This window comes from Mesorhizobium sp. M8A.F.Ca.ET.218.01.1.1, from assembly GCF_004791165.1.
In the GTDB taxonomy this organism is placed as follows: domain Bacteria; phylum Pseudomonadota; class Alphaproteobacteria; order Rhizobiales; family Rhizobiaceae; genus Mesorhizobium.
On the sequence record NZ_SRUZ01000005.1, the window covers coordinates 31,347 to 57,800 of the forward strand.

The following is a 26,454-nucleotide window of genomic DNA, read 5'->3' on the forward strand; positions in this document are numbered from 1 at the left end:
TGTGGTCCGGACACGGGGCTATTTCGAATTCGAAAACCTCTGAATGAGCATCGCGATGATGATGATGACGCCCTGGACCGCTGCGACCAGATACTCGGAGACGAAATCCGACAGCACCATGAGGTTGGCGATCAGCTCCAGAATGACAGCGCCGGCGACGGTTCCCCAGACATGACCCTTGCCGCCGCGCAGCGCCGTGCCGCCGATCACCACGGCGGTGATCACCTGCAGTTCCCAGAGCTGTCCGGTGGTCGGCGTTGCGGCGCCCAGACGCGGCACGTAACAGATCGCGGCGATGGCCACGCAGACGCCCTGGACGATGTAAGCGATGGTGCGCGTCTTGATGATGGAGATTCCGGAATAGCGCGCGACGTCCTCGTTTGCGCCCACCGCGGCGCATTTGCGCCCATACTTCATCTTGTAGAGGACGAACGATGCAATCGCGGCGACGGCGACCGATATCAGGATCGGAATCGGTATACCGCCGACGGTGCCGAAATAGACCGGCCGATAGGCTTCGCGCAGCGACCGGTCGATCGGAATCGTGCCGCCATCGGTCAGATAGGTGATCAACGCGCGGAAAATGCCCATTGTGCCGAGCGTCGCAATGAACGGTTCGATCCGGCCTATGGTGACGATCAGCCCGTTGGCGAGGCCACACAGCAGGCCGACCAGGATCGCCACGAGCATTCCAGCCGGTATCGCCCACAGGCCAGCGTGTGGCGCCACGGCGTTCATGAACATGATGGTGATGCCGGTGACGAAGGCGGCCATCGAGCCGACGGAGAGATCGAGCCCTCCCGACGAGATTACGAACGTCGCACCGACCGCGATGATGGCGATGAAGGCGCTGCGGGTGATGACGTTGGCGAGATTGGTCGCGGAGAGGAAGTCCGGATTGATGAGGAAGCCGGCCACCAGCAGGGCGGCCAATGCCAGGAAGGGACCCACGTCGGTCCAGGTGATGTTCAAATCGCCGGCGCGATGCGTGGATGGGGATCCGGTTATGACAGCCATTCTGTTCCTCCCTTGGCCATTGGCCTCGGTTTCGGGCCGCTTGTCGCCAGCAGCGCCACATTGCTTTCGGTCATCTCGGCGCCCTGGAGTTCGCCGGTCAGACGGCCCTCACGCATGACGAGGATGCGATTGCAGATGCCGATCAGCTCCTGCATTTCCGACGAGATGACGATGCAGGCTTTGCCGCTGCCAACGATGGCGTGAATGAAGGCGTAGATTTGAGCCTTGTTGGCGATATCGATGCCACGGGTCGGCTCATCGATGATGACCACCGAGGGATTGGTAAGCAGCACCTTGGCGAGCAGCAGTTTCTGCTGGTTGCCGCCGGAAAGTTGCCCCGCCTTGACACCAAGGGTCTTGAGCCGGATGTCGTAGCTCCGGACGGCCTCCGCCAGTGCGGCCGCTTCGCGGCTTCTGCCGAGAACCAGTGTGGGATGAAACCGCTCCAATGCCGAAAGCGTCAGGTTGGGCGCCAGGCGCTCATCGAGGAGCAGGCCTTTGCTTTTTCGATCCTCGGTCAGATAGCCGATGCCTGCGTCGATCGCTTCGCGTTGCGAGTGGATCCGGACGGGTCGTCCCCGGAGTTCGATCTCCGCATGGGCCGGCCGCAGGCCTACCAGCCCTTCGAACAGTTCCGTGCGGCCCGCGCCGATCATGCCGGCAAAGCCAAGAATTTCGCCCTTGTGGAGGGTGAAAGAGACATCCTCGGCGTAGCCCGGGACGGTGGCGTTTTTTACGCTCAGCATAGGCTCGCTGGACGGTGTGCTCTTCTGCGGATAGAGGGCTGCAAGCTCGCGGCCGACCATCAGCCGCGCCATGTCCATCTGCGTCAGGGCGGTGCCCGGATAGGTACCGACCATCCTGCCGTCGCGCAGCACGGTTACCTTGTCGGCAAGCTGCCGCACTTCGTCCAGCCGATGGCTGATGTAGAGGACGGCTGTGCCGTGGGCTCTCAATTGCAGGACGATTTCGAGGAGCCGATCCACTTCCGCGCCGGTCAGCACGGCGGTCGGCTCGTCGAAGATCACGACCTTGTAATCGTCGAGCAGGGCACGGGCAATTTGGACCAGTTGGCGGTCAGCCAGAGAGATGTCGCGCACCAGCGCGGTCGGCGAGACCGGGCAGCCGATCTGCGCCAGCTTTTCGGCTGCCAGCCCCCGCATGGCGCGGTCGTCCATGACATGGCGGCGCGAAAGCTCGCGGCCGAGAAACAGGTTGTCCGTCACCGTAAGTGCTTCGGCGAGCAGGATCTCTTGGTGGACGAGGGCAATGCCGGCTTCCTGGGCCTGGTCGGGCTTGGCGAACGTCACCGGCCGACCGGCCATGGACAAGGTGCCACGGGTTGGCTCGGCATAGCCGGACAGCAGCCGCATCAGTGTGGATTTTCCGGCGCCGTTCTCGCCGATAATGGCATGGATCTCGCCCGGCAGGATGTCGAGCGTCACGTCGGAGAGCACGGTGACCGGCCCATATTGTTTCGAGAGACCCTGAGCGCGTAGCACCGGCTCCGCGGCCGCGGGCGCGTTGCCGCCAGGCAGCGCACGTCCTCGCTCTGCGGCAATATTGGCGGTAATGGACATTCGTTCAGGCCTCAATCGAAGGCCGGCAGCAGGCGATCGCGCGAGTGCTCGATGTGGGCGCGCATTGCTTTCGCGGCGGCATCGGGATCGGCTGAGCCGAACGCGGCGAGGATCGCCTCATGCTCGTCCAGCGCCTCCTCGGTGACGCGGGAGTGGTACATCAGGCGGAATATGTGGAAGTGGGTGTGTTGATAACCCAGCGTCTCGCGAATGAGCTCGTTTTCGGCATATTCCATGATCTTGTCGTGGAAAATCGCGTCTTGCCGGGCGAAGTTTGAATAACGCAGGCGCTCGTCCTTGCCTTCGCGGCGCGACATCACGCCTGCCGCCTCAAGCAGTGTGCCGAGTTTGGCCTCGTCCATCGCGGCGGCGGCCTTCGCCGCGCCGTGCGGTTCGAGCAGGAGACGCATTTCGTACAATTCGTCGAAACGGCGCCGGGTGATCTGCGGTGCGGCGCGGTATCCGATCAGATGCGTTTTCAGAACCAGGCCTTCGCCTTCCAGACGCCCGAGCGCCTCGCGGATCGGCGTATGGGAAACGTCGAATTCCTTGACCAGATTGTCGACGGTGATGCGTGAACCGGGCGCGATCTTCAGCGACATCAGCTGCGCGAAGATGGCCTCGTAAACGTCCTCGGCCAGGCTGCTCGCGCGCTGGATGCGACCCGCTCCCGTGGGCGCCTCACCATTATTGCTCAAACTGACAGGTTGCATCTTTCGCCTCTCGACAGGGGAGACTGCTAACACGAGGGTTTGACCGATGCAATACTATATCCTATACGATTTTATCGGCGCCGTTCAGTTCCCTTCGGTGCGGATTTTGCAATGCGAGTTTCTCCGACACCCCTCAAGGATGCAGCCTGTCATGAGCCTTCTCACAGCCCTCCGGCTCCCACGCGAAATTCTATTCGGAAAGGGGCAACGTCATGCACTGCCAGCCGTGGCCTGTCGCCATGGCCGACGCGCCCTGGTCTGCACCGACGAGCGTTTCGCCGGCACGGCGGTGTTTGCCGAAATCATGGAATCCTTGCAGTCAGCGTCGGTCGACGTGCTGGTTCACGACGGTGTCCTCCCTGACGTGCCGCGCGACTCGGTGGCGGTCTGCGTCGAGGAAGCGAGGGGCTTCCGGCCCGACATGGTGATCGGCATCGGCGGCGGCAGCTGTCTCGATTTCGCCAAATGCGCCGCCTTGCTGATCAGCCACGGTGGCGAGCTGCAGGACTACTATGGCGAGTTCAAAGTCCCGGGACCAACGCTGCCGCTCATCGCCATACCGACCACGGCCGGCACAGGATCGGAGGTGACGCCCGTCGCGGTGATATCCGATCCGGACCGGACGCTCAAAGTAGGCATATCGAGCCCCCATCTCATTGCCGCAGTTGCCATCTGCGACCCCGAACTGACAATGACCTGTCCGCGGGGCCTGACCGCGATCGCCGGTGCCGACGCGCTCACCCATGCGATCGAGGCCTTCACGGCCATGCATCGGGACGGTGACTTCAGCCTGCCGCAGCGCCACGTTTTCATCGGCAAGACGCCGTTGACCGATCATTTCGCGCTGCTGGCCGTCAAACTGCTCGGCCGCAGTCTGGAGAAGGCGTGCACCGACGGCGATGACGCCGAGGCGCGCGCCGACGTGATGATGGGAGCGCTGGCTGCGGGTTGCGCCTTCGGCACTGCTGGCACGGCGGCGGCGCACGCGGTGCAATACCCGGCCGGCGCGCTCACGCACACGCCGCATGGGCTGGGGGTGGCGACGATGATGCCTTATGTCATGAGCTACAACAGCCGTGTGGCCGCGGCGGAAATCGCCGAGATAGGGATTGCTCTCGGCCTTGAGGCGAACGGTCGTGGCGCCGACGAAATGGCGGAAGCGACCATCGAGGAGATCAGACGCTTGTTCGCCGCGATCGGTATCACTCCGACGCTGGCCGGTCTGGGGCTTCCGGCCGACAGGCTCGACTGGACCGCCGAGCAGGCGCTTGGCATCGATCGTCTGATCAAGAACAACCCGCGCCCATTCGACCTCGCCGCCATGCGCCGCCTTGTCCAGGCGGCCTATGACGGCGATCTCACCGCCTGCGCCATGTGAACGTCAGGAACAAGACGATGAACCTTCCTTACAATGCCTTCCAGCTCGATCAGGATCCCTACGATGTGCGAGGTTTCCCGCACCGGCTCTATATCGGCGGACAATGGCTGCCGTCTGCCGACGGCAGGCTCATCGAGGTCACCGATCCATCCTCCGGGGCGGTGATCGCGGCGGTTCCCGATGCGACCCTGGAGGACGCCACCGCTGCGGTCGAGGCAGCGGCCAAAGCCGCCAAGGGGTGGCGTGAGACCGCGCCACGCAAACGCTCCGAGATTCTCAGGCGCTGTTTCGAACTGATGGTCGAGCGGTCGGAGACGCTTGCCATGCTGATTTCGCTGGAGAACGGCAAGGCCCTGCGCGACGCGCGCGGCGAGGTGGCTTACGCGGCCGAATTCTTCCGCTGGAACGCCGAAGAAGCTGTTCGCATCACCGGTGAGTTTGGCACCGCTCCGTCCGGGACCAACCGGATCGTGGTCGACTACCAGCCGATCGGCATCTGCGTCCTCATCACACCTTGGAATTTCCCTGCCGCGATGGCGACACGCAAGATCGCACCGGCCCTCGCGGCGGGCTGCACGGTCATTTTGAAGCCGGCCAGCGAGACGCCGCTGACGGCCTATGCGCTGGCCGCGCTCTACAGCGAAGCCGGCGTTCCGGACGGTGTCGTGAACGTGCTGACGACGTCGACCCCAGGCCCCCTGACGTCGGCCATGCTGGCCGATCCGCGCGTCAGGAAGCTCTCCTTCACCGGTTCGACCGGGGTCGGCCGGGCCTTGCTCGCCGAGGCCGCCAAACATGTGATTTCTTGTTCCATGGAACTCGGCGGCAATGCACCCTTCATTGTCTTCGACGATGCTGATCTCGGTGCGGCCCTCGATGGCGCCATGATCGCCAAAATGCGCAATGCCGGCGAAGCCTGTACGGCCGCCAATCGCATCTACGTCCAGTCGGGCATCCACGATGCGTTCGCCGACGGCCTGTCCCGGCGCATGGCCGCGCTCAAGATCGGCGCCGGCACCAAGGCGGACACCGAATGTGGACCCATGATCACCAAGAAAGCGGTCGACAAGATCGACCGGTTGGTCAAGGACGCGGTCAATCGGGGTGCCAAGGTGCTGTGCGGCGGCTCGGTGCTTGAGGGAGATGGTTTTTTCTATCCTCCGACCGTCTTGTCCGAAGTCTCGCCGGACGCTGACATGGCGCATGAAGAAATCTTCGGACCGGTGGCGCCCATCACCCGCTTCGAGAGCGAGGCACAGGCCATCCTCCACGCCAACGACACCGAATACGGCCTTGCCGCTTACCTCTACACCCGCGATGTGGCGCGCGGCATGCGGGTTGCTTCGGAGATCGAGGCCGGCATGATCGGCCTCAACCGCGGCTTGATGTCGGATCCCGCCGCGCCCTTTGGCGGAGTCAAGCAGAGCGGCCTAGGACGGGAAGGGGGCCAGCACCACGGTACCTCCGAGTTCATGGAGGCCAAATACATCGCTGTAACCTTTTGAGCGGACGCCATGTCGAAGGATCCTTTTCGCACCCGCGACCACGTTGCCGATTTCGATGACATCGTGGCCGATATCGTCGCCCGCAGCGCTGCGACGCGGGCTTCGCTGCCTATGCTGGCGGATGTCGCCTATGGTTCGCACGAGGCCGAGCGACTCGACCTGTTCTTTCCGGAGGGACCGCGCAAGGACCTCCCGGTGCACATCTTCATCCATGGCGGCTATTGGCGCATGTTCACCAAAAGCGATTATTCCTACGTTGCCGAAACGGTCACGAGCGCAGGGGCAATCGCGGTCGTGATCGACTATGCGCTGATGCCTGCCGTCAGGATGGCGGCAATCGTCGACCAGGTCCGGCGCGCGAGGCAATGGGTGCAGGATAATATCGCCAGCCATGGCGGCGATCCCGGTCGGCTAAGCGTCAGTGGCCATTCCGCCGGCGCGCATCTGGCGACCTTTTTGTTCAACGAGGATTCGACACATCCCCCCTCGGCGGCACTTCTGCTCGGCGGCCTGTATGATTTGAAGCCTCTTCAGCATTCCTTCCTCGAGCCTTTGATAGGCTTGACCGACGCGGAAGTTGCGGCATTTTCGCCGATAAGCAAATCCCACTCTTCGCGGACAAAAGTCAGGATGTTGGTCGGCGAGCGGGAAACACAGCCGTTTCACCTGCAAGCCAGATTGTTTGCTGATCGTCTGATAGGGCAGGACCTGAGTGTATCGATGGGCGTGCTCACGGCGCGCAACCACATGGACAGCGTACGTGATTTAGGGCTGCGCGGGACAATCGCGGGCGACTGGCTTCACCACGTCGTCGTGGCCGCATAAATTCGACACGCGGCCCGCGAGAACATCACGGGCCTGCCGTCGCGGCAGCCGTTATGTCGTCTGACTTTCACGGATCGGCGAAACGGTTCGTCCGCAAGCCAGGTATGTGCCCGAAATCAGGAAGATCATTAGCGTTGAATCGAGAATGTCGTGGCCGACAAGGATGCCTGTTAGGCCACCAACAAGGTATACGATGACGGCGACCACTATCATGGTCGCCCCGAACCTCTCTAACGGATCGGCACTGAAGCGAAGAACCCTCGTTGCGTTCCAGATCGCGACGATGAAGATCGCCGCCAATGATAACGCGCCAACAAGTCCGGCCTGCACCAAGGCTGTCAGAAAGCCGTTGTGAAAATGGTTGAAGCCCTGGCTCACCCCAAATTGCTTTTTGAAACCCTGCTGTGAAATCGCCCGGCTGGCGGATATGCCGTGGCCGAAAAATGGCGCTTCGCGAAATGCATCCATCCCAATGTCCCAGAGCCCAACGCGTAGCCCGAGCGGAGTGGAATGATCATCCTTGGTGGCGAGGGCGTTCCAGTCATCGAACAGAAAATGAGTGCGACCTACGATGATTGGAGAGGTGATTGCCGCGGTGAGCAGGCAGCAGGCGCCCGCAATCACCAGCAACCGCCTCATATTCGATCGCGTGAATCTCTGGCGATTGATCACAAGGACGGCGACAATGGCGATCAGCAAGGCTACCCAGATCATGCGCGAGCCGGAATAGACGGTCGCTACGGCGCCGGCGAGTACGGCGACGGTGAGTGTCTTCCAGGCTTTCTCTATTCCCGACACAGCGCCCGCAAGGCACATCATCACGGCGAGGCAGGTGACCGTCGCGAACACGATCGGATTTCCAGCCCCTCCTTCGGCTCTCAGCATCCCGATCCAGTAATATTGGACAATGGTCAGCACCAGCGCTCCGGCACATGCTGCCGCGCTGGCCCGCACAGCAATGCGTGCAAGCGTCGCCTTGTCGGTGATGCTCCAGGTCGAATAGGAGATCGGGAACACCAACAAGGTGATCAGCGGCAGGAAGTGCGTGACATCAGCCCGCAGGGTGCCGTTGACGATCGATGCCAGGACCATCGCCGCGCAATAGGCATAGATCGCAAGGGTCATGGCGAGCATCGGCCGGTCGATGTTCAAGCGGCGTCGCCTGGCGACCAGCAACACCACCGACCAGAGCGCTCCACCATGAAATACGAAGCTCACCACCGACCCGAGCACTGGCGGCGAAAAGAAGCAGATGATCGAGAAGCCACGGTTGACCTGTTCTGCCGTCAGGTGGCGCCGCAGCGATGTAAACGAGTTCAATGCCTTGCTTCGCAATGTTCCGGGTCGCGTGCGAATCGTTCGAACGATCCTTGCTCACCCGTGCTTCGCCCCTGTCCTCGAACCCGTATAGCTGCTTGCTCAGGTATCTGATAGTGCGGGACCGTCTCGCTCCCGATCCGGCTGCGCGAGTGAAAAAACCTGGCCCTGATGCCTGTTCAGGCCGCGACCGCCGATGAAGCTCCCTGGGTTCCTTCCTGCCAGGATTGGAACATCAAGACGTCCCAAAGCAGATACTGATTGTTACGGTGTCCGGAGAGGTGTTCAGACCACGCGCGCCGGATTGCATCGGCTCGAAAGAACCCGTCTTCCCGCAATCGGCGCTCGTCGAGCAGCGCCTCCGCCCATTCGCGAAGCGCGCCGCGCAGCCAGGTGTCGATGGGCACGCCGAAGCCCATTTTCGGACGTTCGACGAGCGCTTTCGGAACATGTCGATAAAGCAGTTGCCTGAGCGGCCACTTTGTCTGGTCGCCGGCTCGCAGGATGGAAAGCGGCAGCGAAAGTGCAAAGCCTATCAGCCGGTGGTCAAGCAGCGGCACGCGGGTCTCGAGGCTGACTGCCATTGCCGCGCGATCAACCTTTACCAGGATGTCGTCCGGCAAATAGCTCATCATATCGATGTACATCATCCGCTCGACGTTGCCCGGCAGCGCTGGAAGCGCCTCCAATCCGGTCAGCATGGTGGGCGGCTCGTCCGCATCCGGGATGATTTCGGTCGCTTCCCAGTGCGAGCAGAGGCGGCGGTAGACATCGTCCATTGTTCGCAATGAAAGAACCGATGCCGCCTTGTGGATCTTGTCGCCGACGCGCTCGCGGCGCAGGCGCTGCGGCAGAAGCGGCATGATCCCACCCGCGACATTGTTGTAGAGACCGGGCGAGGGCAGTGTCGCCAGGCTGGCCGACGCGCGGCGCAGCCCCATCGGGATGCGGGAAAGCTTGTTCCATAACGCATCGGCGAGTGCGTAGCGCGTGTAGCCGGAGAACAGCTCGTCGCCGCCATCGCCCGACAACGCCACGGTAACGCTGCCACGCGCCAGTTTGGAGACGAGGAATGTCGGGATTTGCGAGGAGTCGGAGAAGGGCTCACAATAAATGCCGGGCAGATGGGGCACAACCTCTAGCGCGTCCCGCTCGCTGAGATAAAGTTCCGTATGGTCGGTGCCAAGGTGGCGCGCGACTTCCTTGGCATGGCCCGCCTCGTTGTAGCCGACTTCGTCAAATCCGATCGTGAAGGTCCGTACCGGTCGCGAACTGATCGACTGCATGACCGCCACGATGGCGGAAGAATCGATGCCGCCCGAGAGGAAGGCGCCGAGCGGCACGTCAGCGATCATCTGCCCTTCGAGGGCGCGGCGAAGATGACGTTCGAGTTCGTCGACCGCCTCTTCGGGGCTCCCTTGAAAAGGGTCGCGCTGGCCTTGTTCAGCGGCTTCCCTGGCGCTCCAATAGCTCTCGACATGTGGCTCACGCATCGGGTCGGAAAGGACGAGGAGATGGCCGGGTCTTAATTTCCGAATGCCTTGGTAAATGCTGTAAGGCGCGGGGATGTAATTGTGGCGCATCAGCAAAGCCAGCGCATTCCGGTCAATGTCCGGGCGCCAATCCGGCAGCGGTTGAAAGGCCTTGAGTTCCGAGGCAAACGCGAAGGCCTTGCCGATCCGGCCATAATATAACGGCTTTTCCCCCAGGCGATCACGTCCGAGAACGAGCGTTCTCTCCTTGCGGTCCCACAAGCCGAAAGCAAACATGCCGACAGCCAGTCCAAGCGCTTTGTTGGTTCCAAGCTCCTCGATTGCAGCCAGAAAGGTCTCGGTGTCGGAATGACCGCGCCATGCATGAGCGCCGAAGTCCCGATCGAGATGCGTCCGCATCTCGCCGTGATTGTAGATTTCTCCATTGAAGACGATGACATAGCGACCGCTGTGCGAAATCATCGGCTGCGCGCCGGCCGATGACAGGTCGATGATTGCCAGTCGGCGCTGACTGAGCGCGACCCCGGCCTCGGCGTCAGTCCAGATGCCGTCGCCGTCCGGTCCGCGATGCCGGATCATGTCCGCCATGCGGCGCACGCTTGAGGGGCCGCTGCTTGTCGCGGCCACTCCACCCACAATGCCGACGATACCGCACATCCGGCGTTACTCTCCACAATGACCAGGCTCGGTTCTTTCTCTCTCTGCCGCGAAATCAGAGGAGGAAACCAGCGGCTATAAATCCATTCGCTCGAAACACCATTCACCACAGCCGGTGCCGAAGAGGCCAATTCCAGGCACTGCATTGAAGCGCCGCTTCGTGCGAAACCCAAGTTTTTCGACTGACGTCTCCAACTCTTCGGCCGAGGTGGATTGATAGGGATAGCCGCCTAGCCAGTCGTCGACATCCGCCAGGAATTCCATGCCTCGGCGCGCGCGATAGTTCTTTACAAACGAGATCGTGTCCCGATGGCGCAGCGTTCTCGCCGACATGTAGGCCGAGACAAACAGCGCTTTGACCGGAGGCCGCAGCCAGCGATGAGAGGAGTAGAGCCTTTTTTCGACCGTCCACAGTCCGCAAAGTGGCGTTTTCAGGTAGATCGCAATGCCAAATCTTCCGCCGTGACCAACGAGGCCGGCTGCGTTGCTGATCGCCGCCCACATGTCGCCCGTGTGATGCAGGACGCCCCACGAGTAGACGACATCGAACGTCCCGGTCGGAAGCGACGCCCTGTCGAGGATATCGGCACGCTCCACGCTCCATTCGGCTTCCGGCGCGAAGCGAGAAAGCACGGCCTTGGTCGTTTCGACACAACCCGGATCATAGTCAACGGCGTGAACCTTCGCTGCCCCCAGCCGAAGAGCGGCCGCTGAATGCAGGCCCGATCCGCAGCCCATGTCGAGAAATGTCTTCCCCTCCAGATCGCCCACCAGGCGGCGAAGATCCTCGCAAGCCCGATCCAGATGCTCGTCCTCGAAGCGCGCGGCAAGCTCGGACCAGTTGCGGCCGAAATCATAACGCGCGTTCATAAGCTTCCCACCGTCGCCCTTTCCGAATGACCGAAGCCTTAGCTGATGCCAGATAGAAGTCCCGAAACGAATGCGTTCAGCCTGTCGAGCCACGCCCGCCTCTTGTGGAGATGGAATCCTCTAAGACCGGCTGCGTCGGTGGTCAGAATCGGCCTGCTTAACCTCACGGTAGATCCCAGTGTTGAATTCAGGCCGAGCCTTACAGACTCCAATACTTTAAATTGTCAGGGATTTCATTCGGCTTGATGGCAGACTTGATGTCGAACAGCGTCCCGCCCTGCTTGATCATTTGAAAAAGACGCGCTCTCTCACTGGTGAGATAGACGTTGTGCGGTACCGCCAAGACAAGCGCCTGCAAATCGCTTATCTCATCGAGCGGCAGGATCGTTTCGCCGTGATCGCGTCGAGCGGATTCGGCGTCGGCAAGGGGATCGTGAAGCTTGGGCACGATGCCGAACTGTCTCAGTTCCTTGACCATGTCGAACACACGGCTGTTGCGCAAATCCGGAACGTCCTCCTTGAAGGTCAGTCCGAGAATGCCGACGGAAGCTCCTTTGACTGATATGTCCGAGCGGATCAACTGTTTGACGACTTGCTGGGCAACGAAGGCTCCCATGCCGTCGTTGATGCGGCGTCCGGCGAGGATAATCTGCGGATGGTAGCCTTCGGCCTCCGCCTTGGCAGTCAGATAATACGGATCGACGCTGATGCAGTGACCGCCGACGAAGCCCGGCTTGAAGGGGAGGAAGTTCCATTTTGTCGATGCGGCATCAATGACATCCTGCGTGCGGATCTCAAGCCGTTCAAAGATCATTGCCAGTTCATTCATCAGCGCGATGTTGAGGTCGCGCTGTGTGTTCTCGATGACCTTCGCCGCTTCGGCCACCTTGATCGACGGCGCGCGGTAGACGCCGGCATCGATGATGCTCCCATAGACGCTGGCTACGCGCTCCAGCGTCTCTGCGTTCTCACCGGAGACGACTTTGATGATCCGCCGCAGCGAGTGTTCCCGATCGCCTGGGTTCGCCCTTTCAGGCGAATAGCCGAGCGCGAAGTCATGAGGATGCCGCAGGCCGGATATATGCTCGATGATCGGCCCGCAAAATTCCTCGGTCACGCCTGGATAGACCGTCGATTCGAAAACGACGACGGCGCCTTTGCTCACCGCTTCACCGACAAGCTCCGATGCCAGTTTCAAAGGCGAAAGATCGGGAGCACGGTTGATGTCGATAGGCGTTGGCACGGCAACGATGAAGAAAGTCGCGCCTTTCAACATCTCTCGGTCGGTCGTAAGCGCGATCGAGGATTCCTTGATCGCCGCCGTGTCGACCTCTCCGGTGCGATCGACGCCGCGACGCAATTCCTCAATCCGGCTTTCGCTTATATCGAAAGCAATGGTGCCCGGGAAAACCTTCCCAAACGCGACGGCTACCGGCAGGCCGACATATCCCAGACCGATAACGGCGATGCGTTCGGACATCGGCGGAGTTCCTAAGTCACTTATGTCCAGCGCTTGTATGGCAGGCTGCACGCCAATTCAACGATGTGTAGTTGCGAAGTGGGAACTCTCCACTCAAAATAGCGCCTGATCGATGCGCGTGCCGCCATCGTCTCGTGGCGCTCGATGTTGTGGATAAGATGCGGCAGGATTGGGTTTCGAGCCTCAAGACCCTACAAGAGCCGAATGGTCTGGACCAGTCAGCCAAGAACCTGAATGCATGGATCGCATCGTTGTTGTCGTAAGCGAACCAAGATCCCTTGCAACCACGCGGGGACATCTTCTGCTTGCGCTGCGCGCCGCCGGATACGAAGTACATGCCCTGGCGCCAGTCGATGCCATGACCGTTCGTTGGCTGACCGAGAACGGCATCCGTTTTCATCCATTGCCCATGGAGCGTGCGGCTATTGCGCCATTCGGCGATACGCTTTTGGCTTTTCGTCTTTGCAGGAAGCTACGAGAGCTCAAACCCCAGGCCGTGCTGACCTGTGCGATCAAGCCGATCGTCTATGGCATACCCGCGGCGCTGATTGCGGGGGTACCGCGCCGGCACGCGCTTGTCACGGGCCTCGGCTATGCGTTCACGGACCGTCACAAATCTCTACGGTGGAGGATGGTCAATGCGGTGGCCCGGCTTCTTTATGCCGCGAGCCTGCGTGTTGCCACCACGGCCACCTTCCAGAACGACGATGACCGCAATGACTTCGGTCGTCTGGGACTGCTCGGACGTACACCAGCCAATGTAGCCAACGGTTCAGGGGTAGATCTCGATCGATTCAAGGTTGCGCCATTACCAGAGAAGCCGCGATTTCTTATGATCGCACGCCTGCTTCGCGACAAAGGCCTCGGCGAATATCTGGGTGCGGCAAGGCTGGTTAAGGCAATTCGACCTGAAGCCCGTTTCGACCTGGTCGGCGATACGGATCCAAATCCCGCGGGATTTCCGGTATCGGAAGTTGAGGCAGCGGTCGCGGACGGAACCATCCGCTATCACGGGCCTGTGGAAGACGTCCGCGGGGTGATCGCCGATTCGCGTATCTTCGTGCTTCCATCCTACCGCGAGGGTACGTCGCGATCTGTCCTGGAGGCGATGGCAATGGGGCGCCCGGTGATCACGACAGATGCGCCGGGTTGTCGCGCGCCGATCGTTCCCGGCGTGAGCGGCCTGCTGGTGCCGGTCGGCGCCGCGCCCCGCTTGGCGGAAGCCATGATCCGCTTGATCGACAACCCAGGTGAAGCCGAATGCATGGGCAAAAACAGTCGATCGATCGCGGAAGAGCGCTATGATATTCGGAAAGTTACCGCTCATATGATGGAAATCATCGAAGCCCGGCACCGAGCCACAGAATGACGTTCGCGGGAAATCCATCGTCGAACCGATACGAGTTCGGAGCCAATTGGGCGTCGTTCATCGACAAGCACTACTCGGCGGAACGCCGCCGCATGGCGGCGGAGAAGCTCTTGTCCTTCCTCGGCAAGCAGACCCTCGAAGGCTTCGACTTCCTCGATATCGGCAGCGGCAGCGGGCTGCACTCGCTTGCCGCCTTCGATGCAAAAGCGGATAGGATACAGTCCTTCGACTTTGACCCGCTCTCGGTAAGCACAACCGGCAAGTTGCGGCAATTGGCGGGTGAGCCGACGAACTGGATCGTCGAACGCGGCGACGTGCTCGACGCCGACTATATGGAGAAGCTAGGCACCTGGAACCTCGTCTATTCCTGGGGCGTGCTCCACCACACCGGCGCGATGTGGCAGGCGATCGAAAATGCGGCGCGCACGGTTGCCCCCGGCGGTCTATTCTTCATCGCTCTCTATTCGTCGAATGTCGTGAAGCCGTCCGCGCAATTCTGGCTCGACGTGAAACGGCGATACAACGGCGCCAACCCTCGCCAAAGGCGGTGGATGGAGTACTGGTACATCTGGCGCTTCGGGCTCGGTCGCAATCCACTTCAACTGCCCTTGCTCGTGAAGCAGATCTATCAAAAGAAAAAAGGTCGCGGCATGAGCTACATGACCGACATCCGCGACTGGCTGGGCGGCTGGCCTATGGAGTTTGCCGACGACCAGGCGGTGATCGATTTCCTGAAGAAACGGTTCGATTTCGAGCTCGTCAGGATATCTACGGGTGAGGCATGCACGGAGTTCCTTTTCCGGAGCCCGAACAGTCGGCCGCCCAAACGGAGCAAGTCGCTTTAAGCGGTCTGTCCGCCGGCTCTCGTCCAGATATGTGGCCGGCCGTTTTCGAGGGTGACGATCTCGTCGCAATTTTCGACTGTTGTGAGCCGGTGCGCGATGATCAGCACCGTCAGGCCGGCGGGCAGCTCGCGGATCGCCTCCATGACCGCGGCCTCGGTCTCCGTGTCGAGCGCGCTCGTGGCTTCGTCGAAGACGAGCACGGAAGCCTGTCTGTACAACGCCCGGGCGATGCCGATGCGCTGGCGCTGACCACCCGATAGACGGACTCCACGCTCGCCGACCCGCGTCTCATAGCCTTGCGGCAAACTTTCGATGAAATCCGCCAGTGCGGCCTGCTGCGCTGCATTGCGCACGCGGTCGCGGTCGATGTTGGCGGGATCGATGCCGAAGGCGATATTGTCGGCGATCGAGGCGTCCGCCAGGAAGATGCTTTGCGGCACATGGGCAATCTGTCTTTGCCAGGCACGCCGTGTGGTTCCGTCCAGCCGCTGCCCGTCGATCTCGATCACTCCGCCAGTCGGCTCGAGCAGACCCATTATCAGATCGACCGTCGTGCTCTTGCCGCTGCCCGTCTTGCCGATGAACCCGACCTTGCTTCCTTTCGAGATCGTGAGATTGAATCGCTCGAGTATCGGCGCTTGGTCAGAAGCGTAACGGAACGACACATCCTTGAGCATGATCGCTCGATCGAATGGGAGACGCTTAGGTGGCGGCTGGTTCCACTCTGGGCCGAGTGGTGCCTCGAGCGCCTGGAGCACGACTTCGGCGCCGGCAAGATTGCTCAGTATCAGGGCCCAATTGCCGTATACAAGCTGCATGGATGGGAGCAGACGCTGCGCTCCAAGGACAAATGTTCCAAGTATCGGCAGAACCTGGCCGGCATCGTTCGAGCGGGTGATGAGGAAATAAGCAAGCGCCGCGATGATCACCATACCCGCAGCTTCGATCGCGAAACGCGGAGCGCCCGCGGCAAGTGCGTTCATTGCATTCGCGCGCTGCAGGCGTAAATCGAGTTCGGTGTACCGCAACAGAAAATACGGTTGGGTGTCGTTGATGATAACATCGCGGATGCCACCCAGTCCCTCTTGGACAGATCGGATGCCTTCCGCCTGCGCGCTGGCGATAATTTGCGCATTCTTCTTGAGGTGCTTGCGGATGACGAGCGACATGGCGAGGTAGACCGCCCCAAAGCCCGCGAAGATAACGAAGGTGATGAAAGAACTCAGAGCAAAAAGGGCAGCGACGATGAAGACGCCGATGACTATGCCGCTGATCGATTGCAACAGGGGCAGCATTACACCCGCGGTAATGGCTTGAACCTGGCGAAGCGCGGCCAACACCGAACTGGAATTGCGCGAAACGTGGTAGCTGTAGGGTTGGCGGAGTACTTGGTCATAGACCTTCACGCCCACCTCATGTCCCAGCGAGAAGACATAAGAGTTCGTGGCCCAGGCAAGGAATATGCGCACGGCGCCGGCTATGATCGCCACCACCGAAAACAGAATCGTCAAATCGAGAAGGCTGTCTGAAGAGCTGGTCAGCCGAAAGCCGGCAAGCTGGCGAGCGAGGAACGACTGGCCGCCAACCGCCTCGGGATTGGCGATGCGCGCAAGAAACGGCAGCAAGGCACCAAGCGTAGCGGCTTCCGCAAGTGCTCCGAACATCATCAAGACAAGGAGGCCGAAAAACTGCCTTTGTCTAGGCTTCGATACCTGCCGCCACAAGCGTCGCAGTGTGTCGAGAGTGCTGCCCGAGTTTCGGTTTCCGCTCAATGCCAAATCGATGTCCGCATTCAGAGCGCTCAATGCACACGTTCGGCGCTCCACGACAAGTCACAACAGATGCCCGCTGGCAACTTTATCACAGAAGCGCGAAGGTGACCTGTCCACAACTGCGCGTATGGGCCAGAGACCGTGATTGCGGTGAGGTGATATGCTTCAATCATGGGTGACGCTATAAAGATTCGGGATCGAAGGCAGCGGCTGGCCTTAATTGCGGCATTGCTTCGTGCACTCGGCGTGTTCTCGGCAGGGGTGGGGACGGCATTTCTGTTCTTTGTGTCGGCATACCCGCTCGGATTGGTCAGCGCCTACCCGGCACCACCTGCTTCGGCAATTGAGGGGCCACTGGGGTTTGCACAGAGAGTTGCGGACGTTGATGATCTCTATCGCCGCACGGGTGAGCCGATGCAGCCATATCTTGAGCGTCTGACAACGGCGGTCGCGCGTGGAATGGTACACTATTGGACAGAAGGTGACCGCTGGTCGGAGGCCGATGCGTCCTACACCCGGATCGGGGTTTTCGACAATTACTTGCTCTGGATGCTCAGCTTTCTTTCGGAATATCGGGAAAACCTGGGGAACTATGAATTTGTAACTCCCCGAAAGGCACTGGATCGGGGCTATGGGTTCTGTTCCCAGGTTTCGAAGATCGTCTACTCTGTCCTTGCCGATCAGGGCATCGAAGCGACGATCTACAGTGCCCCCGAGCACACTGTAGTTGAGTCAAATGGCAACATTCTCGATTCCGACTATGGTGTCTTCGTTCCTCACTCGCTTGAGGATGTACAACAAGACCCGTCGATCATCGACACGTACTACGCGCAATTCGGGCCGATGCTGCCTTTGCTAAGAAGGGCGTATGGTCAGGACTGGCAACCGCTCGGAACTGCCGAAGACTTCAACGGCGTGCGTGCGTACGAGGCAAAGTTCGAACGCCTGAAATGGGCTCCGCCGCTTGCGTTCCTTGCCATTGGTATTTTACTCGTCACCATCGGCATTCTGCTCCAGTATCTTCTTTTAGGACGCGGCCGGCTTGTGCTGCAGCGGGTTCGCGGAATTGCTCGGTCCTCTTGATTTCGTTTGCTCGTGACCATTTCTATAAGCCATCGCCTCGCAGAGGCTTCCGCTTGCAAGCGGCTGCGCCTAGCGGCAACCGGCGACCAATGAGGAAAGGCGGCGGAGCGGATGACGCTGCGAGAGAAATTTCCGATGACTGATGCTGAAGGCCAACAGTCGGCTGCCGGGCCTTCTGCCGCACTGGCTAGAAAGCCTCGTCGCAAAGTACTCTTTGTCATCGGAACGCTTGACCTGGGCGGCACCGAGAGCCAGCTCGTGCTGCTTGCCAAGGAATTGAAGCAGCGCGGCTGGAAGGTAGAAGTCTTTGCGCTTTCACAAGGAGGTGTTCTCTCGGAGACGCTGAATCGCGCCGGGATCCGGGTATTGTACGGACTTCATCGGCCGAATCCCCTACCTGCGTCGCCGACAGTGGCCAAAGTGGGTGCCAAGTCGGGCGCGGCGCCGACGAGGCGCCCGAGTGTGAAGGCGATGCTGGTTCTCGGCGCAGCCGTCACTTCGCTTGTCCTGCGCATCGTCTTGACCCGGCCGCGCGTGGTCCACGCCTTCCTGCCGCTGACCAATTTCCTGGGCGCCTTGGCGGGGCGGGTTGCGCTGGCGCCATTTGTCATCACGTCGCGACGCGGTCTCGGCAACCATCAGGAACGGTGGCCCAGGCTCAAGCGAATGGACCGGATCGCCAATCGGCTTTCCCATGTGGTGGTCGCGAATTCGCATGCGGTCGCGGCCGATATGGCGGCTCGCGACGCCTATGATATCGACAGAATAAGGGTGATCCCGAACGGTCTCGATCTCAGCCGCTTCGATGACATCGTCCATCGCCGGGACGAAACCCGGCGGCGGCTCGGCCTCAGCCAGGACGAAGTCGGCATCATCATAGTCGCGAATTTAATCCCATACAAAGGGCACAGGGATCTCATTCAAGCATTCGCTCTTGCGAGCGAAAGCCGGCCGAATCTGAAGCTGTTCATGGCGGGACAGGACCGAGGCATCGGGCCGGGCCTGGCGGAAGAGGCACGGCGGCTCGGCGTCGGATCGAAAGTCCATGCATTGGGATCACAGAGCGAGGTGCCGGAATTGCTCGCCGGCATGGATGTTGGCGTGATCGCCTCCCATGAGGAAGGTTTTTGCAATGCCCTGATGGAAAAGCTCGCGGCGGGTCTTCCTGTTGTCGCCACCAATGTCGGCGGAAATCCGGAGGCTATCTCCGGTATGCCGGGTTGTGTATTGGTGAAACCTCGTGACCCTGCCGATCTGGCTCGCGGGCTTCTAGCCGTTCTCGACCGATTGCCGGAGCCGACAGCCGACCGGGAATTTAGGCAACGGATGATGCGCGAGCGGTATTCGACAGGAGCTATGGTCGACGCATATGAACGCCTCTATCTCGTGGGCTGACGAATGAGCGGGATTGCCCACTCGGAACGCTCGGCGAGCTCAACGCATCCGCTGCGGGCGGTCCTGACGAACATTTCGGCCGGACTCTGTGCGTTCCTCATCGTCATCTGCCAGTCCTGGTTCTTGCCATACTTTATGCCGTTCTTCACCGGACGGGACGAGTTCGCCAGGCTGGTGTTCCATGCGCTCTATGGCGGAGTGCTGATTGTTTCGGTGGCCGTTCTTGTGACGCGTCGAGACGTGCGTAGCGCGATCCTTCTGCTTGCTATCACCGCCGCCATGGCAGTCGTCCCGGTTGCGCTTCATCCGATCGGGATCGTCGCCAAGTGTTACCTGATCACACTTTTCCTCGGCGGCGCGGCGATTGTGCTCATGCTTGCCTCAGCTCCCGCAATCGTGTTGCGCCTCTCGGCGTCAGTCACAGCGCTCAATGCGGTGGTTTGCTTGCTCGACCTCCTCTTTGCCAGCGGCTTCACCAACACGCCTGGCCGGGCCGCCGGTTTGGCGGTCAATCCCAATGTCGCAGCGGCCGGACTTCTGCTTGGGGCTGCGGCGAGCTACCGCGCCGTCGCACAAAAGTGGCGTGCAAGCTTCCTCGTGCTCGTAGCCATAACGCTTCTCGCGACGCTTTCTCGCTCGACCCTTCTTGCCGCCCTTGCAACGGTGGCGGTTCCGATTGTCGTCCGCATTTGGCAACAATTTCGCAGCGGCCGTCGTTTTCAGATCGATCTTGGGGGCTTGGGCCGTGCGGTCGTCGTCGCTTTTGCACTGCTGGGGGCGATCGGCATCGCGTTGACCACAAATGCTTCCTTCCGTATTGCCACGGACGAATCCTATGCCGGAATTTTGTCTGTAAGCACGGCGCTCAACGAAGCATCGAAGGCTGTCGATCGATCTCCGCCAGCCGCTACGGTGTCAATTGCGCCACCGCCTGAAGGGGCGTCGGCAAATCAACCGGCTCCGCCTCGGGCAAGTTCTGCTGACACTACCACGCCCCTCGCCGTCGAACCCCCGAGCGGTTCGGCCGCCGCTAAGGGCGGTGCATCCGCGGACGCCGTAAATTCGTCTCCTCTGCCATCCGGCCCCGCGCCCGCGGCTAACCAATCCACGAACGTCGCCAAGATGCAGGCGCTCGGCGAACGCCTGACCGATGAAGGCAAGAGGAACTCGATTTCGGCAAGGGCTCTCTTTCTCGAGCGCGGCCTGCTCGCCTATCGAGAAGGCGGTTTTTTCGGTCGCGGACTTGAACAGGCGCAAGCCCTTGCGCCGCACAACACCTTCGTCCTGTTTGCAATCGCTTTCGGTCACCTCGGCTGGCTGATTCCGATTGGCTTGGTCTGCTTCGCCTTTTGCTTTGCCCGGAACGCCGGTGATCTTGCCCTTGGTGTCGCGGTTCTAGGGGTGATGCTGACCTCGCATGACCTCTTGCTGACACCAAGTCTCTTTCTTCCAATCGCGCTCGGAATTGGCGGCATGCTCGCCGCACGAAAAGTGGCTGCCTCAAAGTCGTCGCCGACAGAGAAAGGCGAGCCTTGGAGCTTTGCTTGCGGAACAGTGGCAGGCGTCGTCGCCTTCGGGGCCGGCTGCATCGCGATACTGCTCGTCACACCACCGCTTATTACCGGGCGGCTGCAGAACGAAACCATGTTTGCCGCCCGAGGCGGATACGAAACGCTGCTTCCGCGGCCACCATTTCCCGGCCTTTTCCAGTTAGGCAACCTGTCTGACATTCCGCCTTTGCAAGCATCCAATCTGCGCGAAAACGGAACATCGCTACATCGCGTCGGCTGGTCTTCTCACGCATGGCCTGCCGTCAGGCAGGGCGAGTATACTTTTCGCCGGCCGGATGCTGTGCTGTTCGCGCCCACGGATTCGAGCGACCCTCGCAGCAATGACCGAACCTACGAGGTCGCCGTTCCGCTGTCGGTCAGTGCACTATGCTTCATTCTTCTGGGCACGATCATTGCATGGTCGATTGCAACTGTGGCTGCCGTGACGCCACTAACAAGTCGGTCTAAAGCCTCCGGATGATTTTCGGAACAATAAGCCTCGCGCCGAAGATCGACAGGTGATGATCTTCGACGTAGAGGCTATGTCCGGCGCTGTCGTCGCATGGCACAGAGCTGCGGGCTCAATTGCTCATGCTGGTTGTCGAAGGCTGCATGGCGTTCGCTGTCGATACACGAGTTCGCCCGTCGGCTGCGGCTAGGGCCTGGTGGAGACCGATCGTTCGCGCAAGGCCGACGTCGGTCTCCGGTGTCAAGTTTCGGCGCAGGTGAGCTTTGTCGCGGTAAATGAACTCGCCATTGATGTAGGTGGCGCAATGCCTGTCCGGACACATGCCTTTGAGTGGATCGACGAAGAACACCCCATTTTCATCCGCAAGCGACTCTAACGCGGTCACCACCGGCGACCAACGCCGTAGGATTTGCTCGCTATCCATGTCTGTCGGACAACGTCTCAGCATGCCGCTTTCGCGCATTGCCGCGCAGGACGTCAGATCCACGCCTGGCACAGGCACCTGTCCAATGATTCCGATGCGTCGTTGCCGAGCGGTGATTTCTTTTACGAGGCTGAGCAAGCCATCGCGCAACAGCAGGACCCTGTCCGCCTGCCGGCCGTCATCGGCGACGACATTGGTGTCAGCAAGGTTTGTCCAGGCGGAAGACAGGACCACGAGGTCGATATCTTTTCGCTGTCTCAGCATATGGACGACCGCCTTTCGGGAAGACGCGCAGCTTTCCTGGTAGTCGGGGTGCTCTGGAAAATCGCGATGGACACCTTCTCCGAATGCGGCCGGGCACGCGCGATAAAGAAAGAAGGCGGTATTCTCGTGCTGGCCGGCAGCATCGAACAGCGGGGCGAGGTGTTCGGCGTGGCTATCGCCCCACAGGACGGCGTGATGTCTCGCTTTGCCCCAGGGGGCCCCAAACGCGCAAAACGTGCTGCCCAGCTCAGGAATGACGACCGTCTGTGGACACGGCCAGTCCCACATCACCTCGAGGCTGCGCATTGCCTCGGCTTCTTTCGGAATCCTGCTGGTGAAACCGCCGGCTTCGAAGATCGCATTGCCGCTCAGGCAAACTGTCACCGCGGCGGCAACACCGGCGGCAAATGCCCTGGATGGAGGCGCCCGCGGACGGCGAACGGGTTCCTCGACGAACCGCCAAGAGAAATACGCCGCCAGCCCTGCCACGGCGACAAGGACAGACGCTTCGGCCGCCGTCGGCATTTCGGTGCCTGCATAGTGACGGAAGAAAACCAGGATCGGCCAATGCCAGAGATAAAGGCTATAAGAAATCTTGCCCGTCGATCGCAAAGGTGCGCTCGCAAGCAGCGCCGAGATCATTGACTGCGAACGCGGCCAGATGAGCAGGCCAGCGCCGATCACCGGGAAGAGAGCGCTCAGCCCCGGAAACGGTTGGTTCGGCGACAGCCAGATGGTGCTGGCGGCGACCAGGCAAAGGCCGACCAGTCCGAAAGCTTCGGAAGTGCCTCGGTGGCGAACGGGCGCCGCAAAGACCAGCAGGCCGCCGAGAGCCAGTTCCCAGGCTCGGCCGAAGGGAAGATAGAACGCCTGTTTTGGATCGATCGCCACCAGATGGAGGGCAATCGAGAAACTAATCAGTGCGACGGCACCGATGAGCGCGATGACCGGCAGATGGCGGCCCCGCGCCAACCGGTTCGCGGCCAGAAGCAAAACCGGCCATGCCAGGTAGAATTGCTCTTCGACGCCCAGCGACCAGAGATGGAGCAGCGGCAGAAGCGCCGACTCGCGATCGAAATAGCCCGTGTTCCAGAGAAAGTAGTAGTTCCCCAGCCCGAACGTCGAATAGGTGGCACTGCGCCCCAAGTCGGCATAGTCCCCGGGGAGCAACAGAAACCATCCCGCAATGAGCGAGAAGCAGATCGTTACCAGCATCGCCGGCAGAATGCGGCGCATGCGCCTGGCGTAGAACTCGATCAGGGACAGTTCGCCGCCTTCAGCCACCAAAAGGCGGGTGATCAAATAGCCAGAAATGACAAAGAAGATATCGACGCCGACGAAGCCGCCTCGAAAGCCGGGCACGTCAAAATGGAAAAGAATGACGGCGACCACTGCGATTGCGCGCAATCCGTCGATATCTGGCCGATAGTCGGACTTCACGGCTCCCTCCGGGTTATTTCCCGGCCTCACAGCCCAATTGCGTATCATGAGTCGATGGCCGGACATATGCAACGGCGGCACCCGCGATTCGACTTACAAGTCGCATTTCGAGAAACGTGGGGATACCCTCACAATTTGTTTCGCGCTGGAGCGACGAAAACCTAAACATTGGTGCGCGTGTGCCAGAATCAGTCCTGCTCCTGGACCGGGGCATCGGACCAGTGGCGGCTTTTCGGAGGGAGTATTCATTCGTTAATGATATCGGGGCGATGAAAACTTGCTCGCTTGATAGAAAAACGGGTTGTTCGTCCCGTCCCTGACTGTATAGAAGATTGTCCCGTGCGTTGCGAGGCCACGGGTCGTTCTGGAGGCTGTCAACGTTGGACAACCATAGCGCGGACATGGTTGAATTCGGCCAGCACGGACATGTGTTGGTTACTGGTGGCGCAGGCTTCGTAGGTTCGGCACTGGTCGATATGTTGCTTGCGCGCAATTGCACCGTGACCGTTGTCGATGATCTTTCGAACGGCCTGCTTCGCAATCTGCCGACTGGTGACCCTCGCCTGACGATCCGTACCTTCAGGGTCGGCGATCCGGCATATAATGGGGCGGTCCAGGATGAGGTTGGCCTTGCCGATGCCGTCTTCCATCTGGCGAGTCCGATCGGCGTTGAGCGTGCTCACAAGGAACGCTTCGCCGTCACCAGCGGCATTCTCGAATCAGGTTGTTCAATCGTCGAAGCATGCCGGCTGCACAGGCGCCCGCTTCTTTATACGTCGAGTTCAGAAGTTTACGGCTCCGGTCGGGACCGGCCAATCACAGAGTCCGATCCAGTTATGACGGATCTCCGACCGCGATGGGGTTATGCCGCTGCCAAGGCAGCCGTTGAGCATCTGGTTGCTGGACTGTTTTTCGATTTGGGCATCCCTAGCTGGATCGTTCGACCATTCAACATGGCCGGACCGCGCCAGCGCTCGGCGACCGGCCTCGTATTGCCAGTGTTTGTCAACGCGGCGTTGCGGGGCGAACCGCTTGTGGTTCACGACGATGGCGAGCAGAGGCGCGCGTTTCTCCACGTAGCCGATGCCGCCGAGGGGTTGCTTCTGGTGATGCAGTGCCGGTCGTTGCGAGGCCGGCCAGTCAACCTGGGCGGCAGCGAGGCGGTTCAGATTGGAAATCTCGCCAAGATGGTCGTAGACGCCACCAGGACGAGTGCGCCCATCGTTATGAAACCTTCCAGTGCGGTCTTTGGTGAGCGGTTTGCCGTGACGCATGACCGCGTGCCTGACACAAGTCTGTTGACCTCCATGACCGGATGGCGACCACTGCGAAGCACCAAACAGACAGTGGTCGACTGCATCGAGCACATGCGTGCCGAACGAGCAATGGCTTGACACCTGGTCCATTGGTCCCGTTCATCGGGGCTCTGCTCATATCGGCCGTTTGTGTGTGGCTGTTTGCGCGTCTGGCGATACGCATCGGAGCGGTCTCAAAGGTTAAGAGCGACCGATGGCACACATCGGGCGAGGTTCCCCGGCTGGCAGGGCCGGCCATGCTGATCGCGATGTCTCCGTGGCTTCCGGTTGAGTATATTCTTCTGCTGGCTGTTTTCTGCCTGATCGGCGCGCTGGATGACGTCCGATCCCTTTCCGCCGGTGTCAAGGCAGCGGCATTGGCCGCTGCCGCGATTTTAGCTGGCATCATTACAGGTCTGTGGTGGGTCCCGATCGTCATTTGGATAGCTTGCAACGCGGTCAACATGCTCGACCATGCGGATGGTCTTGCCGCGAGTGCAATCACGGCCGCCTTCCTGGGGCTCGGCGGCGATATCGGGATGGCCGGCGCGGGTGCGTGTGTCGGGTTCCTTTGCTTCAACTATCCGCCCGCCCGCGTTTTCATGGGCGACAGCGGCAGCCTTCTCCTCGGGGCGGCAATCGTGCTTCTTGCCTCGAAAAGAGGTTTTGACGCCTCGTTGGCGTGGATTGCCGTCCCGCTGATTGATGCAATATTCGTAACGACTCGCCGCTTGCTACAGGGGCGCAGGCCCTGGATGGGCGGCACGGATCACCTTGGTCATAGCTTGCTTCGGATTGGTGTGAACCGTCAGGTTTTGCCGGCTATCTACGCAGTGACGGCACTGGCGATAGGGCTGACATTTTCTGCTTTGGCTAATCCTTAGGCCGCTCTTCGCGATACCGATGGATCAGACTCGGCGGCTCCGCTCATTGTCCGCTACGAACGCCTGCCGGACCCACATCAGCGGCTCGCTGGCTGCCGAGCTCACGCAGATTTGCAGAATCGGCTTGAGGGCGGAGACGCGAGGCCGTCGTGGCACGGGTGGGCCCCGACACTGATCGCTACGGGCAGACGCTGTTGATTTGGCAAGCAAAACGCACCGTTAAGCTTCGTGCAATCTATGCAGCATAGACTGCCCGCCAGATTGCGAGGCACCATGAAGCGCAAACCATTATTGCTTTTCGCCTTCCCGGCCTTTGTCCTGCTGATCCTGGCGGCGGAGCGGATAGCCACGATCCTGCTCGGGACCTATCCCGCAAGCCCCGGTATGTGGAAGGTCTGGCTCACCTTGCACCCATCGTCCGGAATGGTCTGGCAGCAGGTCGATGTCTATCTGGGAGGGGCGATGGTCCTGGATTTCGCCCTGCTGGGTGCGGCGCTGGGGATCTGCTGGATGGCAAGTCAGGCCAGAAGGTCGGCCGCTTTCTTTCTTGCCAACCATGGCACCTTGATCCTCGCGGCGTTGATGATTTTGATCGGCGGCCACTCGCAGACCGCCAGCACCATTGCCGGGTTCTCGGCGCCGAGCGGCTTTCAGTTCTCACTGACGATGGACTTCACCTGGCTGAACTGCCTGCTGGCGGTCATCGGGGTTACGGCGTGCGCCTATTGCCATTTTGCCTATATGCGTGAACTCGGCATGCGCGTTGAACCGATGCGTGTCCGGCTCATGGCACTGCAGAGAGATTTCTAGCGCAGCGTGGCCGAGGCCA

20 protein-coding genes are annotated in these 26,454 nt (G+C 60.6%); 11 read left to right on the forward strand and 9 right to left on the reverse strand.

What is annotated here, in order from left to right; translation table 11 throughout:
* Positions 1–18: 18 nt before the first annotated feature.
* Genes EN861_RS18880 through EN861_RS18890 form a run of 3 tightly spaced genes read right to left on the reverse strand, consistent with a single transcriptional unit; the run spans position 19 to position 3,310 of the window.
* Positions 19–1,017 carry an ABC transporter permease gene (locus EN861_RS18880; RefSeq protein WP_135864939.1) on the reverse strand — a complete coding sequence of 333 codons (999 nt, stop codon included), beginning with the start codon at positions 1,015–1,017 and terminating at the stop codon, positions 19–21.
* The gene (locus EN861_RS18885) at positions 1,005–2,597 is read right to left on the reverse strand and encodes a sugar ABC transporter ATP-binding protein (RefSeq protein ID WP_135864941.1); all 1,593 of its coding nucleotides are present in this window, start codon (positions 2,595–2,597) and stop codon (positions 1,005–1,007) included. The genes EN861_RS18880 and EN861_RS18885 overlap by 13 nt, the downstream gene beginning before the upstream one ends.
* A gap of 11 nt (positions 2,598–2,608) precedes the next feature.
* Complete coding sequence (locus EN861_RS18890; RefSeq protein ID WP_135864943.1) at positions 2,609–3,310, reverse strand: GntR family transcriptional regulator; 702 nt, start codon at positions 3,308–3,310, stop codon at positions 2,609–2,611.
* Between the two features lie 151 nt (positions 3,311–3,461).
* On the opposite strand from EN861_RS18890, the gene EN861_RS18895 reads away from it, so the two are divergent.
* The 3 genes from EN861_RS18895 to EN861_RS18905 all read left to right on the forward strand — a co-directional run bounded on the left by EN861_RS18895 (position 3,462) and on the right by EN861_RS18905 (position 7,018).
* Entirely contained in the window at positions 3,462–4,688 is a 1,227-nt protein-coding gene (locus tag EN861_RS18895; RefSeq protein WP_135864945.1) for an iron-containing alcohol dehydrogenase, read from the forward strand.
* A gap of 17 nt (positions 4,689–4,705) precedes the next feature.
* A complete protein-coding gene (locus EN861_RS18900) occupies positions 4,706–6,193 on the forward strand; it encodes an NAD-dependent succinate-semialdehyde dehydrogenase (protein WP_135864947.1) in 1,488 nt (495 codons plus the stop codon).
* 63 nt (positions 6,194–6,256) lie between these two features.
* Positions 6,257–7,018 carry an alpha/beta hydrolase gene (locus EN861_RS18905; protein WP_348629800.1) on the forward strand — a complete coding sequence of 254 codons (762 nt, stop codon included), beginning with the start codon at positions 6,257–6,259 and terminating at the stop codon, positions 7,016–7,018.
* A 51-nt stretch (positions 7,019–7,069) separates the two neighbouring features.
* Here EN861_RS18905 and EN861_RS18910 read toward each other — a convergent pair whose 3' ends face one another.
* From EN861_RS18910 to EN861_RS18925, 4 genes are all read right to left on the reverse strand, one after another.
* Positions 7,070–8,338 (reverse strand): O-antigen ligase, encoded by a 1,269-nt coding sequence (locus EN861_RS18910; protein ID WP_127275380.1) that lies wholly within the window; start codon positions 8,336–8,338, stop codon positions 7,070–7,072.
* A 176-nt stretch (positions 8,339–8,514) separates the two neighbouring features.
* Positions 8,515–10,485 carry an asparagine synthase (glutamine-hydrolyzing) gene (asnB, locus tag EN861_RS18915; protein WP_135864949.1) on the reverse strand — a complete coding sequence of 657 codons (1,971 nt, stop codon included), beginning with the start codon at positions 10,483–10,485 and terminating at the stop codon, positions 8,515–8,517.
* 75 nt (positions 10,486–10,560) lie between these two features.
* Positions 10,561–11,355, reverse strand: a complete 795-nt coding sequence (locus tag EN861_RS18920; RefSeq protein ID WP_127275382.1) for a class I SAM-dependent methyltransferase — start codon at positions 11,353–11,355, stop codon at positions 10,561–10,563.
* Positions 11,356–11,554: 199 nt separating this feature from the next.
* The gene (locus EN861_RS18925; protein WP_127275383.1) at positions 11,555–12,835 is read right to left on the reverse strand and encodes a nucleotide sugar dehydrogenase; all 1,281 of its coding nucleotides are present in this window, start codon (positions 12,833–12,835) and stop codon (positions 11,555–11,557) included.
* 238 nt (positions 12,836–13,073) lie between these two features.
* Between EN861_RS18925 and EN861_RS18930 the strand changes: the two genes are divergently transcribed.
* A complete protein-coding gene (locus EN861_RS18930; RefSeq protein WP_127870447.1) occupies positions 13,074–14,204 on the forward strand; it encodes a glycosyltransferase family 4 protein in 1,131 nt (376 codons plus the stop codon).
* The gene (locus EN861_RS18935; RefSeq protein ID WP_135864954.1) at positions 14,201–15,049 is read left to right on the forward strand and encodes a class I SAM-dependent methyltransferase; all 849 of its coding nucleotides are present in this window, start codon (positions 14,201–14,203) and stop codon (positions 15,047–15,049) included. The genes EN861_RS18930 and EN861_RS18935 overlap by 4 nt, the downstream gene beginning before the upstream one ends.
* Here the strand turns inward: EN861_RS18935 and EN861_RS18940 are convergent.
* Entirely contained in the window at positions 15,046–16,854 is a 1,809-nt protein-coding gene (locus EN861_RS18940; RefSeq protein WP_245464227.1) for an ABC transporter ATP-binding protein, read from the reverse strand. The two genes, EN861_RS18935 and EN861_RS18940, sit on opposite strands and share 4 nt — an antisense overlap.
* 138 nt (positions 16,855–16,992) lie before the next feature.
* Here EN861_RS18940 and EN861_RS18945 point away from each other — a divergent pair, with 138 nt between their 5' ends.
* The 3 genes from EN861_RS18945 to EN861_RS18955 all read left to right on the forward strand — a co-directional run bounded on the left by EN861_RS18945 (position 16,993) and on the right by EN861_RS18955 (position 21,330).
* Complete coding sequence (locus tag EN861_RS18945) at positions 16,993–17,904, forward strand: hypothetical protein (RefSeq protein WP_127275386.1); 912 nt, start codon at positions 16,993–16,995, stop codon at positions 17,902–17,904.
* A gap of 135 nt (positions 17,905–18,039) precedes the next feature.
* On the forward strand, positions 18,040–19,299 hold the full coding sequence (locus tag EN861_RS18950; RefSeq protein ID WP_167531362.1) for a glycosyltransferase: 1,260 nt from the start codon (positions 18,040–18,042) through the stop codon (positions 19,297–19,299).
* 3 nt (positions 19,300–19,302) lie between these two features.
* Positions 19,303–21,330 carry an O-antigen ligase family protein gene (locus tag EN861_RS18955; protein ID WP_127870451.1) on the forward strand — a complete coding sequence of 676 codons (2,028 nt, stop codon included), beginning with the start codon at positions 19,303–19,305 and terminating at the stop codon, positions 21,328–21,330.
* Positions 21,331–21,430: 100 nt separating this feature from the next.
* On the opposite strand, the gene EN861_RS18960 is transcribed toward EN861_RS18955, so the two are convergent.
* Positions 21,431–23,446 carry an acyltransferase family protein gene (locus EN861_RS18960; RefSeq protein WP_167531361.1) on the reverse strand — a complete coding sequence of 672 codons (2,016 nt, stop codon included), beginning with the start codon at positions 23,444–23,446 and terminating at the stop codon, positions 21,431–21,433.
* 380 nt (positions 23,447–23,826) lie between these two features.
* On the opposite strand from EN861_RS18960, the gene EN861_RS18965 reads away from it, so the two are divergent.
* The 3 genes from EN861_RS18965 to EN861_RS18975 all read left to right on the forward strand — a co-directional run bounded on the left by EN861_RS18965 (position 23,827) and on the right by EN861_RS18975 (position 26,435).
* Positions 23,827–24,840: an NAD-dependent epimerase/dehydratase family protein gene (locus tag EN861_RS18965; RefSeq protein WP_135864959.1), complete on the forward strand. Its 1,014-nt coding sequence runs from the start codon at positions 23,827–23,829 to the stop codon at positions 24,838–24,840.
* 158 nt (positions 24,841–24,998) lie between these two features.
* Entirely contained in the window at positions 24,999–25,625 is a 627-nt protein-coding gene (locus EN861_RS18970; protein WP_245464228.1) for an MraY family glycosyltransferase, read from the forward strand.
* 273 nt (positions 25,626–25,898) lie between these two features.
* A complete protein-coding gene (locus tag EN861_RS18975; RefSeq protein WP_135864961.1) occupies positions 25,899–26,435 on the forward strand; it encodes a hypothetical protein in 537 nt (178 codons plus the stop codon).
* Positions 26,436–26,454 lie beyond the last annotated feature (19 nt).

Coding starts and splice junctions, on each gene's coding strand:
- EN861_RS18880 (WP_135864939.1), bottom strand. CDS start 1,017: ATGGCTGTCATAACCGGATCCCCATCCACGCATCGCGCCGGCGATTTG.
- EN861_RS18885 (WP_135864941.1), bottom strand. CDS start 2,597: ATGTCCATTACCGCCAATATTGCCGCAGAGCGAGGACGTGCGCTGCCT.
- EN861_RS18890 (WP_135864943.1), bottom strand. CDS start 3,310: ATGCAACCTGTCAGTTTGAGCAATAATGGTGAGGCGCCCACGGGAGCG.
- EN861_RS18895 (WP_135864945.1), top strand. CDS start 3,462: ATGAGCCTTCTCACAGCCCTCCGGCTCCCACGCGAAATTCTATTCGGA.
- EN861_RS18900 (WP_135864947.1), top strand. CDS start 4,706: ATGAACCTTCCTTACAATGCCTTCCAGCTCGATCAGGATCCCTACGAT.
- asnB (WP_135864949.1), bottom strand. CDS start 10,485: ATGTGCGGTATCGTCGGCATTGTGGGTGGAGTGGCCGCGACAAGCAGC.
- EN861_RS18920 (WP_127275382.1), bottom strand. CDS start 11,355: ATGAACGCGCGTTATGATTTCGGCCGCAACTGGTCCGAGCTTGCCGCG.
- EN861_RS18925 (WP_127275383.1), bottom strand. CDS start 12,835: ATGTCCGAACGCATCGCCGTTATCGGTCTGGGATATGTCGGCCTGCCG.
- EN861_RS18930 (WP_127870447.1), top strand. CDS start 13,074: ATGGATCGCATCGTTGTTGTCGTAAGCGAACCAAGATCCCTTGCAACC.
- EN861_RS18935 (WP_135864954.1), top strand. CDS start 14,201: ATGACGTTCGCGGGAAATCCATCGTCGAACCGATACGAGTTCGGAGCC.
- EN861_RS18945 (WP_127275386.1), top strand. CDS start 16,993: ATGGGTGACGCTATAAAGATTCGGGATCGAAGGCAGCGGCTGGCCTTA.
- EN861_RS18950 (WP_167531362.1), top strand. CDS start 18,040: ATGACTGATGCTGAAGGCCAACAGTCGGCTGCCGGGCCTTCTGCCGCA.
- EN861_RS18955 (WP_127870451.1), top strand. CDS start 19,303: ATGAGCGGGATTGCCCACTCGGAACGCTCGGCGAGCTCAACGCATCCG.
- EN861_RS18970 (WP_245464228.1), top strand. CDS start 24,999: ATGCTGATCGCGATGTCTCCGTGGCTTCCGGTTGAGTATATTCTTCTG.
- EN861_RS18975 (WP_135864961.1), top strand. CDS start 25,899: ATGAAGCGCAAACCATTATTGCTTTTCGCCTTCCCGGCCTTTGTCCTG.